The organism is Geopseudomonas aromaticivorans, assembly GCF_019097855.1.
GTDB classification, from domain to species: Bacteria; Pseudomonadota; Gammaproteobacteria; order Pseudomonadales; family Pseudomonadaceae; genus Geopseudomonas; species Geopseudomonas aromaticivorans.
The window spans coordinates 328,125-342,577 of the sequence record NZ_JAHRGL010000001.1 but is presented as its reverse complement, the minus strand read 5'-3'; the positions used below and the strand labels follow the sequence as shown (position 1 = coordinate 342,577).

Genomic DNA, 14,453 nt, shown 5'->3' with positions numbered 1-14,453 from the left:
CTGCTTATTCAGAAGCGTCGCGGCGACGGCGCTACCTTGCTGGAGTGCAGCCGGCTATAGCGACTGGCCCCCTGCTGGGCATCGAAGCGGGTGAAGAACGGCCCTTCCAGCGTGCCTTCGCGGGTGGCGAAGAAGTACTGGCCATTGACCGTGCTGATGCGATCGGTACGGTAGTAGGTAGCGGGTGCCGGATCGTACTGACGTTTTCCGTACATGGACCGTTCTCCCCCGAGAAAAGGATAGACATCCGAAGTCTAGTCCGCCCTGTCGACAGGGACGGGGCGCGCGACCAGCGGCAACCAGCGCTGCGCCATGGCCGAAGTGAGCAGCTCGCTCCGCGGCAACATGTCCCCTGGGTCTGCTGTTCCATGGCGCCTGCTCCGCGGGCTTCCCCATTCAATCGATGGACTTTCCATGCACATCTCTTCCGGCCGCTGGCTGTATGGCCTGTCGCTTTCCCTGGTGACCACGCTGCTCTGGGGCGTGTTGCCGATCCAGCTGAAACTGGTGCTGCAGAGCATGGATCCGGTGACGGTCACCTGGTACCGCCTGTTCAGTTCGGGACTGCTGCTGTTCGCCTGGCTGGCAGCCAGTCGGCGCCTGCCGGCCTTGCGCCCGCTGGGGCGCGGCGGGCGCGGGTTGCTGCTGCTGGCGATCGGTGGGCTGGCGGCCAACTACGTGCTCTACATGTTCGGCCTCGAACGGCTCAGCGCCGCCACTACCCAGTTGATCATCCAGGTCGCGCCCATCCTGCTGCTGCTCGCCAGCCTGCTGGTGTTTCGCGAGTCCTTCGGCCTTGGTCAGTGCGTCGGCCTGCTGGTGCTGCTGCTGGGCTTTGGCCTGTTCTTCAACCAGCGGCTGGACGAACTGTTCGGCAGCCTCGGCAGCTATACCCTCGGCGTGCTGACCATCCTCGCTTCGGCGCTGGCCTGGGTGTTCTACGGTCTGGCGCAGAAGCAGCTGCTCACCCTGTGGAGTTCGGCGCAGATCATGATGGCTATCTACCTGGCCTGTGCTGCGTTGCTGACGCCCTGGGCGCGGCCGGCGCAGCTGTTCGAGCTGAGCGCGCTGCAGGCCTGGCTGCTGCTGGCCTGCTGTCTGAACACTCTGGTGGCCTATGGTGCCTTCGCCGAGGCGCTGGCGCACTGGGAGGCCTCGCGGGTCAGCGCCGCCCTGGCGCTGACGCCGTTGGTGACCCTGGGCTCGGTGGCCCTGGCCGCCGCGCTGTGGCCGGCGCTGATCGCGGCCGAGGATCTCAACGTCCTGGCCTATGCCGGTGCCCTGCTGGTGGCGGCCGGCTCGTCGCTGGTGGCGCTGGCGCCGACCCTGCTGCAGCGCCGGCGCGGGCGTTGACACTCAGCCTTGCGCGCCGGGCGCGAGCATCTGCTCCGGGCGCACCCAGGCGTCGAAGTCCTCGTTGCTGAGATAACCCAGCGCCAGCGCCGCCTGGCGCAGGCTGGTGCCCTCGGCGTAGGCCTTCTTGGCGATCTGCGCCGCCTTGTCGTAGCCGATGTGCGGGTTGAGCGCGGTGACCAGCATCAGGCCGCGCTCCAGGTGCTCGGCCATGCGTGCGGCATCCGGCTCCAGGCCGGCGATGCAGTGCTGGTTGAAGTTGCGGCAGCCGTCGCCGAGCAGGCGGATCGACTGCAGCAGGTTGTGCACGATCACCGGCTTGAACACGTTGAGCTGCAGGTGACCCTGGCTGGCGGCGAAGCTCACCGTGGCGTCGTTGCCGAGCACCTGGCAGGCGAGCATCGACAGCGCCTCGCACTGGGTCGGGTTGACCTTGCCGGGCATGATCGAGCTGCCCGGCTCGTTGGCCGGCAGGCGCACCTCGGCGAAGCCGGCGCGCGGGCCGGAGCCGAGCAGGCGCAGGTCGTTGGCCAGCTTCATCAGCGCCACCGCCAGGGTCTTCAGCGCGCCGGAGAGGGCGACCAGCGGCTCGTGGCCGGCGAGGGCGGCGAACTTGTTGGGGGCGCTGACGAACAGTTGCTCTGCCAGTTCGCTCAGCTCGCGGGCCATGGCCGCGGCGAAGCCCTCCGGCGCATTCAGCCCGGTGCCCACGGCGGTGCCGCCCTGGGCCAGTTCGCAGACCGCCGGCAAGGCGGCGTGCAGGGCCCGGTCGGCATGGTCGAGCTGGGCGACGAAGGCCGACAGCTCCTGGCCGAAGGTGATCGGCGTGGCGTCCATCAGGTGGGTACGACCGGTCTTGACCAGGTCGGCATGCCGCGTGGCCTGCTCCTGCAGACCACCCTGCAGCTCGTGCAGCGCCGGCAGCAGCTGCTCGTGCACCGCCAGCACCACGGCGATATGCATGGCGGTGGGGAAGCAGTCGTTGGAACTCTGTGCGCGGTTGACGTGGTCGTTGGGGTGCACTGGCTGCTTGCCGCCGCGGCCCTGGCCGGCCAACTCGTTGGCGCGTCCGGCGATCACCTCGTTGACGTTCATGTTGCTCTGCGTGCCGCTGCCGGTCTGCCACACCACCAGGGGGAACTGGTCGTCGTGCCGGCCGGCCAGCACCTCGTCGGCGGCCTGCTCGATCAGCGCGGCGATGTCCGCCGGCAGATCGCCGCTGCGCGCATTGACCCGCGCGGCGGCTTTCTTGATCAGCGCCAGGGCGTGGATCACCGCCAGCGGCATGCGCTCGCTGCCGATGGCGAAGTTGATCAGCGAGCGCTGGGTCTGGGCGCCCCAGTAGGCCTCGGCCGCCACCTCGATGGGACCCAGGCTGTCGGTTTCGATACGGCTCATCGGACGGTCTCCGCAGGGTTTTCCCCAGTCTAGGCCGCTGCCGGCGGCGCGCCCGGCCGTCCGTCCAGCCGCTGCGACAGTCCTGCGCTTGAGCGGCGGTAACGTTGTGCGCAGAATGGCTCCATTGCCGGGCCGCCGCCCGAACCATTGCGGAGAACACCGATGTCGATGCAGGAACAGATCCAGCAGGCGCTGGCCGCCCTCGAGCCGCAGCACCTCGAGGTGCTCAACGAGAGCCACATGCACAGCCGTGGCCAGGAAAGCCATTTCAAGGCGGTGGTGGTCAGCCCGCTGTTTGCCGGGCTGAATGCGGTCAAGCGCCACCAGAAGGTGTATGCCAGCCTCGGCGCGCTGATGGGCAGTTTCCATGCGCTGGCGCTGCATACCTACACCCCCGAGGAGTGGGCTGCACAGGGCGCCGCGCCGGCTTCGCCGACCTGCATGGGCGGCAGCAAGCACGACCGGCACGCCCACTGAGCGGCGGGCGCAGCGCTTGCGCCGGGGCCTTTGCTAGAATGCGCGCCGCGCCGGCTCCCGCCGGCGTTGTCGTTTCTGGAACCTTCAAGATCCGGTCCGCTCCTTGCGCGAGCGACCACTGGAGAGCGTCATGAGTCAGAACATCGTGGTGGCGGCGCTGTACAAGTTCGTCACCCTCGAGGATTACGTCGCCCTGCGCGAGCCGCTGCTGGCGGCGATGCTGGACAACGGCGTCAAGGGCACCCTGCTGCTGGCAGCGGAGGGCATCAACGGCACCGTGTCCGGCAGCCGCGCCGCCATCGACGCGCTGCTGGCCTGGCTGCACAGCGATCCACGCCTGGTCGACATCGACCACAAGGAATCGTACTGCAGCGAGCAGCCGTTCTACCGCACCAAGGTCAAGCTCAAGCAGGAGATCGTCACCCTCGGCGTGCCCGGCGTCGACCCGAATCAGGCGGTCGGCACCTATGTCGAGCCGCAGGACTGGAATGCGCTGATCTCCGACCCCGAAGTGCTGCTGATCGACACGCGCAACGACTACGAGGTGGCCATCGGCACCTTCGAGGGCGCCATCGACCCGCAGACCAAGTCGTTCCGCGAGTTCCCGGAGTACGTGCAGCAGCACTTCGACCCGGCGAAGCACAAGAAGGTGGCGATGTTCTGTACCGGCGGCATCCGCTGCGAGAAGGCCTCCAGCTACATGCTCGGCCAGGGCTTCGCCGAGGTGTTCCACCTCAAGGGCGGCATTCTCAAGTACCTCGAGGAGGTGCCGCAGCAGCAGAGCCTGTGGCGCGGCGACTGCTTCGTGTTCGACAACCGGGTCACCGTGCGCCACGATCTCAGTGAGGGTGACTACGACCAGTGCCATGCCTGCCGAAATCCGGTGTCGGTGGCGGATCGCCAGAGCGAACACTACGTGCCGGGCATCAGTTGTCCGCACTGCTGGGACAGCCTGAGCGAGAGGACCCGCGCCAGCGCCCGCGAGCGGCAGAAGCAGATCGACCTGGCCCGCGCGCGCCAGCAGCCGCACCCGATCGGTCGCGACCCGCGCCAGGCCGACTGACGCGCGCAGGTGGGCCGCGCGCCGGCCCGTCCCCCCTTTTCGGTGCGCGAGGCGCACCCTACTGGCCGCTGCCCGGCCAACAGGAGCCCGGATGAACGACCGCTTGCTCTATGTGATGGATCCGATGTGTTCCTGGTGCTGGGGCTTCGCCCCGGTGTTCGATGCCTTGGCGGCGCAGGCGCAGTCGGCCGGCGTGAGCCTGCACTTGGTTGCCGGCGGCCTGCGTCCCGGCACCGCGCAGGCGCTGGACGACGGCACCCGCGACTACATCCTCAAGCACTGGCGCGCGGTGGCCGAACGCACCGGGCAAGCGTTCGATTTCGACGCCGCCCTGCCGGAAGGCTTCGTCTACGACACCGAGCCGGCCAGCCGCGCCCTGGTGACACTGCGCAGCCTGGCCGCGGACAAGGTCTGGCCGCTGGTGCAGGCGATCCAGCAGGCGTTCTATGTCGAAGGGCGCGATGTCACCCGTCCGGCGCTCCTGGTCGAGCTGGCCGAACAGCTCGGCGTGCCGCGCCAGGCCTTCGCCGCGGCCTTCGACAGTGCGGCCCAGCGCGCCGCCACCCAGGCCGATTTCGCCTGGGCGCAAAACCTCGGCATCGCCGGCTTTCCCACCCTGCTGGCCGAGCGCAACGGCCAGCTGGCACTGCTGACCAACGGCTATCAGCCGCTGGAGACGCTGGCGCCGCTGCTCGGCCGCTGGCTGGAGCGCCGCGCCTGTGCCTGATGGCGACGACAGCCGCGACCGGCTGAGCTGGGCGGAAATCCGTCGCCTGGCGCTGGGGCATCGTCGCGAACTGCTGATCGCCAATCTGGTGGCCGTGCTGGCTACCCTGTGCAGCGTACCCATCCCGCTGCTGCTGCCGCTGCTGGTCGACGAGGTGCTGCTGGGTCAGGGCGACGCCGCGCTGCAGGTGATGAACCGCCTGCTGCCCGCCGCCTGGCAGCAGGCGGCGGGCTATATCGGCCTGATGCTGCTGGCGACTCTGCTGCTGCGTGGCGCCGCCCTGGCCTTCAACGTGCTGCAGGCCAGGCTGTTCGCCGGGTTGTCCAAGGATGTGGTCTACCGGCTGCGTCTGCGCCTGATCGAGCGGCTCCGGCACATTTCCCTCGCTGAGTACGAAAGCCTCGGCAGCGGCACGGTGACCGCCCACCTGGTCACCGATCTCGATACCCTCGACAAGTTCGTTGGCGACACCCTCAGCCGCTTTCTGGTGGCGCTGCTCAGCCTGGCCGGCACCTCGGCGATCCTGATCTGGATGCACTGGCAGCTGGCACTGCTGATCCTGTTGTTCAACCCGCTGGTGATCTACGCCACGGTGCAGCTGGGCAAGCGGGTCAAGCACCTGAAGAAGCTGGAAAACGACAGCACCGCGCGCTTCACCCAGGCGCTCGGCGAAACCCTCGAGGCGATCCAGGAGTTGCGCGCTGGCAACCGCCAGGGTTTCTTTCTCGGCCGCCTGGGCAACCGGGCGCGCGAGGTGCGCGACTACGCGGTGGCCTCGCTGTGGAAGAGCGACGCCGCCACCCGCGCCAGCGGCCTGCTGTTCCAGTTCGGCATCGACGTGTTCCGCGCCGCGGCCATGCTCACCGTGCTGTTCTCCGATCTGAGCATCGGCCAGATGCTGGCGGTGTTCAGCTACCTGTGGTTCATGATCGGCCCGGTCGAGCAGCTGCTCGGCCTGCAGTACGCCTACTACGCGGCCGGCGGCGCGTTGAGCCGGCTCAACGAGCTGCTCGCCCGGGCCGACGAGCCGCAATACCCCGGCGGCGCCGACCCCTTCGCCGGGCAGACCACGGTCGGCATCGAGGTGCAGGGCCTGCGCTTCGCCTACCGCGACGAGCCGGTGCTCGATGGCCTCGACCTGCGCATTGACCCCGGCGAGAAGGTGGCGATCGTCGGCGCCTCGGGGGGAGGCAAGAGTACCCTGGTGCAGCTGCTGCTCGGCCTCTACGTGCCGCAGGCCGGCACCATCCGTTTTGGCGGCGCGACCCTTGCGGAGATCGGCCTGGAGCGGGTACGCGAGCAGGTGGCGGTGGTGCTGCAGCATCCGGCGCTGTTCAACGACACTGTGCGCGCCAACCTGAGCATGGGTCGCGAGAGCGACGACGGGGCCTGCTGGCGCGCGCTGGAAATCGCCCAGCTGGCCGACACCGTGCGGGCGCTGCCCCAGGGCCTGGACAGCGTGGTCGGCCGCTCCGGCGTGCGCCTCTCCGGCGGCCAGCGCCAGCGCCTGGCGATCGCTCGCATGATCATGGCCGAGCCCAAGGTGGTGATCCTTGACGAAGCCACCTCGGCGCTGGATGCGGCTACCGAGTACGCCCTGCATCAGGCGCTGGGGCGTTTCCTGCACGGGCGCACCACGCTGATCATCGCCCATCGCCTGTCCGCGGTGAAGCAGGCCGACCGCGTGCTGGTGTTCGATGGCGGGCGCGTGGCGGAAGAGGGCGGCCACCAGGAACTGATCGCCGAGGGCGGGCTGTATGCCCGGCTGTACGGCAACCTGCAGCATTGAGGAACCATGCGCACGGCCCGGGGCAGAAGGCTAGAATGGCCACTGCTTTATCACCCGGAGCCAAAAGCATGTTCCTTGCCATGAACCGCTTCAAGATTGTCCGCGGCCACGAAGAAACCTTCATCGACCACTGGCGCCAGCGCGAAAGCTACCTCGACGAGGTGCCGGGCTTCCTGCGCTTCCACCTGCTCAAGGGGCCGCAGACCGAGGAGTACACGCTGTTCTCCTCCTACTCCGAGTGGGAGTCGGCGCAGAGCTTCGAGGACTGGACGCACTCCGAATCGTTCCGCAAGGCGCACGCCAACGCCGGCAAGAGCCCGCGCGAGATCTATCTGGGGCCGCCGCAGCTGGAACTGTTCGATTCGGTGCTCTGACGGCCGCAGCGGCGAAGTGTCGACAATCGCGGTCGGGCGCCGCCTGCGCAGCTGCGAACCCGCGGGGCTGTAGTGTCCGGCCGCTGCCCCCTACCTGATGCCGTTGACTGTCCCGGCGCGGCGCGGGTTACCGCGCAGTTGCCGGCCCATGACTCTTTTTTCGGGCCAGCAACCGGCGGTACTGGCGCTACGCGGCGCACATCGTTAGCATTGCGCCGCCTTCGCCTGCCCTCTTGCCGGGGGGTATTCCGGGAGCGTGTAGTACCATTGTCGGACGGACTACAGTACGCGACTGTCGACGATCCGAGGTAAAATGCGAAACCTGTGTCTCAGGAGCATGAATGATGCAAACTGGTAGTGATCAGCCGGATCTGGTATTCGTCGGGGCAGGCGTCATGAGCGCAACCCTCGCGGTACTGCTGAAAGAGCTCGACCCGAGCTTGAAGATCGAAGTCCTGGAACAACTCGAATCCGGGGCTGCCGAGAGTTCTTTCCCGTGGAACAACGCGGGGACCGGCCACGCTGCACTCTGTGAACTGAACTACACGCCGGAAGCTGCGGATGGTTCGGTGGGTATCGCCAAGGCGGTGAGCATCAACACGATGTTCGAGGTGTCCCGTCAGCTGTGGGCCTACCTGGTGGAGAAGGGCTACTTCAAGTCGCCCAAGGATTTCATCAGCCCCGTTCCCCACATGAGCTTCGTGCGCGGCGAGAAGGGCGTGTCCTTCCTGCGCAAGCGCTTCGACGCCATGAAAGCGCATCATTGCTTCAGCGACGACCTGGAGTACACCGAGGATCGTCAGACCATCGGCCAGTGGGCGCCGCTGCTGATGCAGGGCCGCACCACCAACGAGCCGCTGGCGGCGACGCGTGCCATGGGCGGTACCGACGTCAACTTCGGTGCGCTGACCAAGAAGCTGCTCCAGCATCTCGAGCAGAGCGAAGGCTGCAAGGTTGCTTACAACCAGAAGATCACCGACTTGCGTCGCGAGGCCGACGGCCGCTGGCGCCTGTCCGTCGACGACGTGGCGCGTGGCGGCAGCCGTGAAGTGACCGCCCGCTTCGTGTTCCTCGGCGCTGGCGGCGCGGCCCTGACCCTGCTGCAGAAGTCCGGCATCGAAGAGGGCAAGGGCTTCGGCGGCTTCCCGGTCAGCGGCCAGTGGCTGCGTTGCGACAACCCGGAAATCGTCAAGCAGCACCAGGCCAAGGTCTACAGCCAGGCCGAGATCGGTGCACCGCCCATGTCCGTGCCGCACCTGGACACCCGCGTGGTCGATGGCGGCAAGTCGCTGCTGTTCGGACCCTTCGCCGGTTTCTCGACCAAGTTCCTCAAGCAGGGCTCCTTCCTCGACCTGCCGCTGTCGATTCGCCCGAACAACATCGGTCCGATGCTGGCCGTGGCGCGCGACAACATGGACCTGACCAAGTACCTGATCAAGGAGGTGCTGCAGTCGGAGGACCAGCGTCTGGAGGAGCTGCGCAAGTTCTTCCCGGCCGCGAAGAAGGAAGATTGGCGTCTCGAGATCGCCGGTCAGCGCGTGCAGATCATCAAGAAGGACGCCAAGAAGGGCGGGGTCCTGCAGTTCGGCACCGAGATCGTCAACGCGGCCGATGGCTCCCTCGCCGCGCTGCTGGGCGCCTCCCCGGGTGCCTCGGTGTCGGTGTCGGTCATGCTGGAAGTGATCGAGCGCTGCTTCCCCGAGCAGTACCAGAGCGCGGCCTGGCAGGAGCGTCTGGGGCAGATCTTTGAGGCCGACGAGCAGGCCCTGCAGAAGGATGCCGAGTTGCTGCGTCGCGTTCGTGCGCGCACCGCCAAGGTCCTCGAGCTGAACAGCTGAGCCGAGTGTCTGTACCGTGATGCGCCCCCGCCGTCGGCATGACTGGCGGGAGCGCTTCGCCGACAACGCCGCGTTCCGCCGGGCGCCCGCAAGGGTGTCGCAGCGGGCGCGGCGTTGTTGTTTGCGGCGGGACAGCGGCCTGGCCCGGCGTTATCCTGCGGGTCGCCACTGACAGGTCAATCCTCATGCTGGAAATTTCCCACAGCGTCCATCTGCCGGACAGCGAGGTCGAGCTGACGGCCATCCGCGCCCAAGGCGCCGGCGGGCAGAACGTCAACAAGGTTTCCAGTGCCGTGCACCTGCGCTTCGACATCCACGCCTCATCGTTGCCGGCCTTCTACAAGGAGCGCCTGCTGGCGCTGCGTGACAGCCGCATCACCGGCGACGGGGTGATCATCCTCAAGGCCCAGCAGTACCGGACCCAGGAGCAGAATCGGGCCGACGCCCTGCAGCGCCTGATCGAGCTGATCTGCAGCGTGGCCAAGGTGGAGAAGGCGCGCCGGCCGACCCGCCCGACGTTCGGCTCGAAGCAGCGCCGTCTGGAGGGCAAGAGCAAGCGTGCGGTGATCAAGAGCGGGCGCGGCAAGGTGGACTTTTGAATGGATTGGCGCACCTTTTTGGTGCGCAGCGGCGTAGTTCCGGTTAAATTGCCGCGTCCTCCACATTCCGTGCCTAGCCTTGCGCAAGCAATCCGGCCAGACTGCCGTCCATGACCCCCGTACATCTCGCATTTCTCTACTGGCCGGACGTGCGTCCGCTGACCCTGACCCTGATCGACGAAGCCCTGCAGCTGGCGATGCGTCTGCATCCGGAGGCGCTCTACACGGTCAGTTTCCTGCAGGCCGCGCCCGTGGAGGGCGGCGGCTGGACGCTGCCTGGCCAGCCCTGGCAGGAGCGGCTGGACAGTAGCGAACGGCTGTTCCTGCTCGCCGAGGAGCCGCCGGAGCTGGTCCCCGAACTGGCGGCTGACTTGCGTCAGGTGGCGCGCCACGGCGGGTTGCTGGGCGCGGTGGGCGCCGGCCTGTATCCGCTGGCCCAGCTCGGCCTGCTCGATGGCCATCGGGTGGCGTTGCACTGGCGCTGGCAGGACGATTTCAGCGAGCGGTTCCCCCAGGTCAGCGCCACCAACCACCTGTTCGAGTGGGATCGCGAGCGCCTGACCGCCTGTGGCGGCCTGGCCGTGCTGGACATGCTGTTGGCCATGCTGGCCCGCGACCACGGCGCCGAACTGGCCGGCGCGATTGCCGAGGAGCTGGTGCTGGAGCGCATCCGCGAGGGCGGCGAGCGCCAGCGGGTGCCGCTGCGCAACCGCCTCGGTGCGGCGCACCCGAAGGTGACCCAGGCGGTGCTGCTGATGGAGGCGAACATCGAGGAGCCGCTGACCACCGACGAGATCGCCCAACACGTGTGCGTGTCGCGCCGCCAGCTGGAGCGGATCTTCAAGCAGTTCCTCAATCGCGTGCCCAGCCAGTTCTATCTGGAGCTGCGCCTGAACCGCGCGCGCCAGCTGTTGCAGCAGACCAGCACCTCGATCATCCAGATCGGCCTGTCCTGCGGCTTTTCTTCCGGCCCGCATTTCTCCAGCGCCTACCGCAACTTCTTCGGTGTCACCCCGCGCGAGGACCGCAACCTGAGTCGGGCCGCGGCGACGGGCGAGGTCGGTGGCGGGCTGGGCGAGCACGGCTGAGTCGCGGGCATGAGCCGGTTGCGAGTGGATTCGTCCGCTGGCGCCACGGCGGACTTTCGAGCGGCCGGGCCGAGCTATACACTGCACCTTTTCCGCCGCCGGCAGGGTGCCGGCGCATCCGGTTGCGCAATTGCTCCGGCGACAACTGTACGAAGATGTCGCATGCCTGCAATGCCGCGCCGGTCTTTGTCTTTACAATCCTTTTCTGTTCAATCCGCTTAGCCTCCCAGGCAGGAGAGTTCGATGTCCGTTCCGCACGCGCCGGTGCAACGCGCCGATTTTGACCAGCTGATGGTTCCCGTTTTCGCCCCCGCCGCCTTCATTCCGGTGCGTGGCGAGGGCAGCCGCGTCTGGGATCAGAACGGCCGCGAGCTGGTGGACTTCACCGGCGGCATCGCCGTCAACGTGCTCGGCCATGCCCACCCGGCGCTGGTCGAGGCGCTGACCGAGCAGGCGCAGAAGCTCTGGCACGTGTCCAACGTCTTCACCAACGAGCCGGCCCTGCGCCTGGCCAAGCTGCTGACCGAGAACACCTTCGCCGACCGCGTGTTCTTCGCCAACTCCGGCGCCGAGGCCAACGAGGCCGCGTTCAAGCTGGCGCGCCGCTATGGCCACGAAGTCGCCGGTCCGCAGAAGTGCGAGATCATCTCCGCGCTGAACAGCTTCCACGGTCGTACACTGTTCACCGTCAGCGTCGCTGGCCAGCCCAAGTATTCTTCCGGCTTCGGCCCGCAGATCGAAGGCATCAGCCATGTGCCGTACAACGACCTGGAAGCGCTGAAGGCGCAGATCTCCGACAACACCTGCGCGGTGGTGCTGGAGCCGATCCAAGGCGAGGGCGGCGTGCTGCCGGCCGATCAGGCCTATCTGGACGGCGTGCGCGCGCTGTGCGATCAGCACAACGCGCTGCTGATCTTCGACGAGGTGCAGACCGGCGTCGGCCGCACCGGCCAGCTGTTCGCCTACATGCACTACGGCGTGACTCCGGACATCCTCACCAGCGCCAAGAGTCTGGGTGGCGGCTTTCCGATCAGCGCCATGCTGACCACCGACGCGGTGGCCCAGCACTTCGGTGTCGGCGTGCACGGCACCACCTACGGCGGCAACCCGCTGGCTTGCGCAGTTGGCGAGGCGGTGATCAGCATCGTCAATACCCCCGAGGTGCTGTCGGGTGTCGCCGCACGCAGCGAACGCTTCACCAGCGAGCTGCTGCGCCTCGGCGAGCAGTACGGCGTGTTCAGTCAGGTGCGCGGCATGGGCCTGCTGCTCGGCGCGGTGCTGACCGAGGCCTGGAAGGGCCGCGCCGGCGAGGTGATGGCCGCGGCCCAGCTGCAGGATCTGATGATCCTGCAGGCCGGCCCGGACGTGGTGCGCTTCGCCCCCAGCCTGGTGATCAGCGAGGCGGACATCGACGAGGGCATGGCCCGTCTCGAGCGCGCCCTGGCCAGCCTGACTGCCGCCTGACCGGCGACCACTGTCCGACGAGGAGTGACACCGATGCTGATCATGCGCCCCGCCCGGATGGGCGACCTGCCGGAAGTCCAGCGGCTGGCGGCGGACAGTCCGGTCGGTGTCACCTCGCTGCCGGACGACCGCGAGCGTCTGGCCGAGAAGATCCGCGCCTCGGAGGCTTCGTTCGCCGCCGAGGTGAGCTTCAACGGCGAGGAGAGCTACTTCTTCGTCCTCGAGGACACGGCCAGCGGCAAGCTGGTCGGCTGCTCGGGTATCGTCGCCACCGCCGGCTTTTCCGAGCCGTTCTACAGTTTCCGCAACGAGACCTTCGTGCACGCGTCGCGCGAGCTGAAGATCCACAACAAGATCCATGTGTTGTCGATGTGTCACGACCTGACCGGCAACAGCCTGCTGGTCAGCCTCTACCTGCAGCCGGAGCTGGAGAGCACGCCTTGGGCAGAGCTCAACTCGCGCGGCCGGCTGCTGTTCGTCGCCAGCCATCCGGAGCGTTTCGCCGAGTCGATGGTGGTCGAGGTGGTCGGCTACAGCGACGACAGGGGCGATGCGCCGTTCTGGGACGCCATCGGCCGCAATTTCCTCGCCATCGGCTACGCCGAGGCCGAGCGCCTGTGTGGCCTGAAGGGCCGCACCATGCTCGCCGAGCTGATGCCGAGCTACCCGATCTACGTGCCCTTGCTGCCCGATAGCGCCCAGGAGGCCATGGGGCAGGTGCACCCGCGTTCGCAGGTGTCTTTCGACATCCTGATGCGCGAAGGCTTCGAGAGCGAACACTACGTCGACATCTTCGACGGCGGACCCACCGTGCATGCCCGCACCGCGAGTCTGCGCTCCATCGCCCAGAGCCGTCTGGTGCCGGTGCGCCTTGGTGCGTCGGCGCAGTCCGGGCGCGCCTACCTGGTGGCCAACAACCAGCTGCAGGATTTCCGTGCGCTGATTGTCGAGCTGGACTGGGAAAGCGGCCAGCCGCTGACCCTCACGCCGGCAGTGGCCGAGGCGCTGGGGGTAGGCGAGGGCGGCAGCGTGCGGGTGGTGGCGTTGTGAGTCGCGCCTGCCGCTGAGCAGATCCATGGCGGAGGCTGCGGCCTTCGGCACCGATGCCGCGCCGGTCCGCGCGGTCCGGCCCCGGCACAGCGGGTCCGTCTACAGGAGGCACCATGATCGTCCGTCCCGTTCGCAGCACCGACCTGCCCGCGCTGATCGCCATGGCGCGCAGCACCGGCGCCGGTCTGACTTCGCTGCCGGCCAGCGAGGATCGCCTGGCTCAGCGCGTCGCCTGGGCGGAAAAATCCTTTCACGGCGAGGCCGAGCGGGCTGACGCCGACTACCTGTTCGTGCTGGAGACCGATGCCGGCGAGGTGGTCGGCATCAGCGCCATGAACGGCGCGGTGGGTCTGCGCGAGCCCTGGTACAACTTCCGTGTCGGTCTGACCGTGAGCGCCTCGCGCGCGCTGGGCATCCACCGGCAGAACCCCACGCTGTTCCTGGCCAACGACCTGACCGGCAACACCGAGGTCTGCTCGCTGTTCCTGGATGCCAACTACCGCCACAGTGGTCTCAGCGGACGCCTGCTGTCCAAGGCGCGCTTCCTGTTCATCGCCGAGTTCCCCGAGCTGTTCGGCGACAAGGTGATCGCCGAGATGCGCGGGATTTCCGATGACAACGCCCGCGCACCGTTCTGGGAAAGCCTCGGTCGGCACTTCTTCAAGATGGAGTTCTCCCAGGCCGACTACCTCACCGGGGTCGGCAACAAGGCCTTCATCGCCGAGCTGATGCCCAAGTTCCCGCTGTACACCTGCTTCCTCTCCGAGGAGGCGCGCGCGGTGATCGGTCGCGTGCACCGCGACACCGAGCCGGCACTGACCATGCTGCGCGCCGAGGGCTTCACCTATCAGGGCTACATCGACATCTTCGACGGCGGCCCGGCGCTGGAGTGCGAGACCCGCAGTATCCGCGCGGTGCGCGACAGCCAGACCCTGGTGCTGGCGATCGGCACGCCGGGCGAGGAGGCGCCGCAGTTCCTCATCCACAACCGCAAGCGCGAGGACTGCCGGATCACCGTCGGCAAGGCGCGGCCGGCCTCCGGCACCCTGGTGGTGGACGCCGCCACCGCCAAGCGCCTGCGCCTGTCTGCCGGTGCCCAGGTGCGCGCGGTGCCGCTGTCGGCCCAGCTCGGCTGGCGCTGAGTATCCGCTGGCCCCGGGTGCCGCGCCTGCTCAGGGACTGCACGCGGCGGCGCAAAGCCTTAAGCTGGGCTCCCTTTATCCTTTTCAGTCT

General features: G+C 67.8%; 14 protein-coding genes. 12 read left to right on the top strand and 2 right to left on the bottom strand.

The window, feature by feature from the left end:
* Positions 1-8 precede the first annotated feature (8 nt).
* Positions 9-215, bottom strand: a complete 207-nt coding sequence (locus KRX52_RS01555) for a DUF6316 family protein (protein WP_217679383.1) — start codon at positions 213-215, stop codon at positions 9-11.
* Between the two features lie 199 nt (positions 216-414).
* Here KRX52_RS01555 and KRX52_RS01550 point away from each other — a divergent pair, with 199 nt between their 5' ends.
* The gene (locus KRX52_RS01550; RefSeq protein ID WP_217679382.1) at positions 415-1,353 is read left to right on the top strand and encodes a DMT family transporter; all 939 of its coding nucleotides are present in this window, start codon (positions 415-417) and stop codon (positions 1,351-1,353) included.
* Between the two features lie 3 nt (positions 1,354-1,356).
* Here KRX52_RS01550 and KRX52_RS01545 read toward each other — a convergent pair whose 3' ends face one another.
* Positions 1,357-2,751 (bottom strand): class II fumarate hydratase, encoded by a 1,395-nt coding sequence (locus KRX52_RS01545; protein ID WP_217679381.1) that lies wholly within the window; start codon positions 2,749-2,751, stop codon positions 1,357-1,359.
* A 162-nt stretch (positions 2,752-2,913) separates the two neighbouring features.
* Between KRX52_RS01545 and KRX52_RS01540 the strand changes: the two genes are divergently transcribed.
* The 11 genes from KRX52_RS01540 to astA all read left to right on the top strand — a co-directional run bounded on the left by KRX52_RS01540 (position 2,914) and on the right by astA (position 14,362).
* A complete protein-coding gene (locus KRX52_RS01540; protein WP_217679380.1) occupies positions 2,914-3,228 on the top strand; it encodes a BolA family protein in 315 nt (104 codons plus the stop codon).
* 130 nt (positions 3,229-3,358) lie between these two features.
* Positions 3,359-4,291, top strand: coding sequence for an oxygen-dependent tRNA uridine(34) hydroxylase TrhO (gene trhO / locus KRX52_RS01535; RefSeq protein WP_217679379.1), 933 nt, complete (start codon positions 3,359-3,361; stop codon positions 4,289-4,291).
* A gap of 91 nt (positions 4,292-4,382) precedes the next feature.
* Entirely contained in the window at positions 4,383-5,018 is a 636-nt protein-coding gene (locus KRX52_RS01530) for a DsbA family protein (RefSeq protein WP_217679378.1), read from the top strand.
* Positions 5,011-6,807, top strand: a complete 1,797-nt coding sequence (locus KRX52_RS01525; protein WP_217679377.1) for an ABC transporter ATP-binding protein — start codon at positions 5,011-5,013, stop codon at positions 6,805-6,807. Before KRX52_RS01530 ends, KRX52_RS01525 begins: the two co-directional genes overlap by 8 nt.
* Positions 6,808-6,875: 68 nt before the next feature.
* The gene (gene hmuQ, locus KRX52_RS01520; protein WP_217679376.1) at positions 6,876-7,181 is read left to right on the top strand and encodes a heme-degrading protein HmuQ; all 306 of its coding nucleotides are present in this window, start codon (positions 6,876-6,878) and stop codon (positions 7,179-7,181) included.
* A gap of 341 nt (positions 7,182-7,522) precedes the next feature.
* Positions 7,523-9,019 (top strand): malate dehydrogenase (quinone), encoded by a 1,497-nt coding sequence (gene mqo, locus KRX52_RS01515; protein ID WP_217679375.1) that lies wholly within the window; start codon positions 7,523-7,525, stop codon positions 9,017-9,019.
* A gap of 185 nt (positions 9,020-9,204) precedes the next feature.
* Positions 9,205-9,618 carry an alternative ribosome rescue aminoacyl-tRNA hydrolase ArfB gene (gene arfB / locus KRX52_RS01510; protein WP_217679374.1) on the top strand — a complete coding sequence of 138 codons (414 nt, stop codon included), beginning with the start codon at positions 9,205-9,207 and terminating at the stop codon, positions 9,616-9,618.
* 110 nt (positions 9,619-9,728) lie between these two features.
* Positions 9,729-10,706, top strand: a complete 978-nt coding sequence (locus tag KRX52_RS01505; RefSeq protein WP_217679373.1) for a GlxA family transcriptional regulator — start codon at positions 9,729-9,731, stop codon at positions 10,704-10,706.
* A 243-nt stretch (positions 10,707-10,949) separates the two neighbouring features.
* The gene (locus KRX52_RS01500) at positions 10,950-12,170 is read left to right on the top strand and encodes an aspartate aminotransferase family protein (RefSeq protein ID WP_217679372.1); all 1,221 of its coding nucleotides are present in this window, start codon (positions 10,950-10,952) and stop codon (positions 12,168-12,170) included.
* Positions 12,171-12,203: 33 nt separating this feature from the next.
* Positions 12,204-13,220: an arginine/ornithine succinyltransferase subunit alpha gene (aruF, locus tag KRX52_RS01495; protein WP_217679371.1), complete on the top strand. Its 1,017-nt coding sequence runs from the start codon at positions 12,204-12,206 to the stop codon at positions 13,218-13,220.
* Between the two features lie 113 nt (positions 13,221-13,333).
* The gene (gene astA / locus KRX52_RS01490; RefSeq protein WP_217679370.1) at positions 13,334-14,362 is read left to right on the top strand and encodes an arginine N-succinyltransferase; all 1,029 of its coding nucleotides are present in this window, start codon (positions 13,334-13,336) and stop codon (positions 14,360-14,362) included.
* Positions 14,363-14,453 lie beyond the last annotated feature (91 nt).

Bases quoted from the DNA above. Each gene is read 5' to 3' on its own strand.
- KRX52_RS01545 (WP_217679381.1), bottom strand. From the start codon at position 2,751: ATGAGCCGTATCGAAACCGACAGCCTGGGTCCCATCGAGGTGGCGGCC.
- mqo (WP_217679375.1), top strand. From the start codon at position 7,523: ATGATGCAAACTGGTAGTGATCAGCCGGATCTGGTATTCGTCGGGGCA.
- KRX52_RS01500 (WP_217679372.1), top strand. From the start codon at position 10,950: ATGTCCGTTCCGCACGCGCCGGTGCAACGCGCCGATTTTGACCAGCTG.
- KRX52_RS01530 (WP_217679378.1), top strand. From the start codon at position 4,383: ATGAACGACCGCTTGCTCTATGTGATGGATCCGATGTGTTCCTGGTGC.
- KRX52_RS01505 (WP_217679373.1), top strand. From the start codon at position 9,729: ATGACCCCCGTACATCTCGCATTTCTCTACTGGCCGGACGTGCGTCCG.
- arfB (WP_217679374.1), top strand. From the start codon at position 9,205: ATGCTGGAAATTTCCCACAGCGTCCATCTGCCGGACAGCGAGGTCGAG.
- hmuQ (WP_217679376.1), top strand. From the start codon at position 6,876: ATGTTCCTTGCCATGAACCGCTTCAAGATTGTCCGCGGCCACGAAGAA.
- aruF (WP_217679371.1), top strand. From the start codon at position 12,204: ATGCTGATCATGCGCCCCGCCCGGATGGGCGACCTGCCGGAAGTCCAG.
- KRX52_RS01540 (WP_217679380.1), top strand. From the start codon at position 2,914: ATGTCGATGCAGGAACAGATCCAGCAGGCGCTGGCCGCCCTCGAGCCG.
- KRX52_RS01550 (WP_217679382.1), top strand. From the start codon at position 415: ATGCACATCTCTTCCGGCCGCTGGCTGTATGGCCTGTCGCTTTCCCTG.
- KRX52_RS01555 (WP_217679383.1), bottom strand. From the start codon at position 215: ATGTACGGAAAACGTCAGTACGATCCGGCACCCGCTACCTACTACCGT.
- astA (WP_217679370.1), top strand. From the start codon at position 13,334: ATGATCGTCCGTCCCGTTCGCAGCACCGACCTGCCCGCGCTGATCGCC.
- trhO (WP_217679379.1), top strand. From the start codon at position 3,359: ATGAGTCAGAACATCGTGGTGGCGGCGCTGTACAAGTTCGTCACCCTC.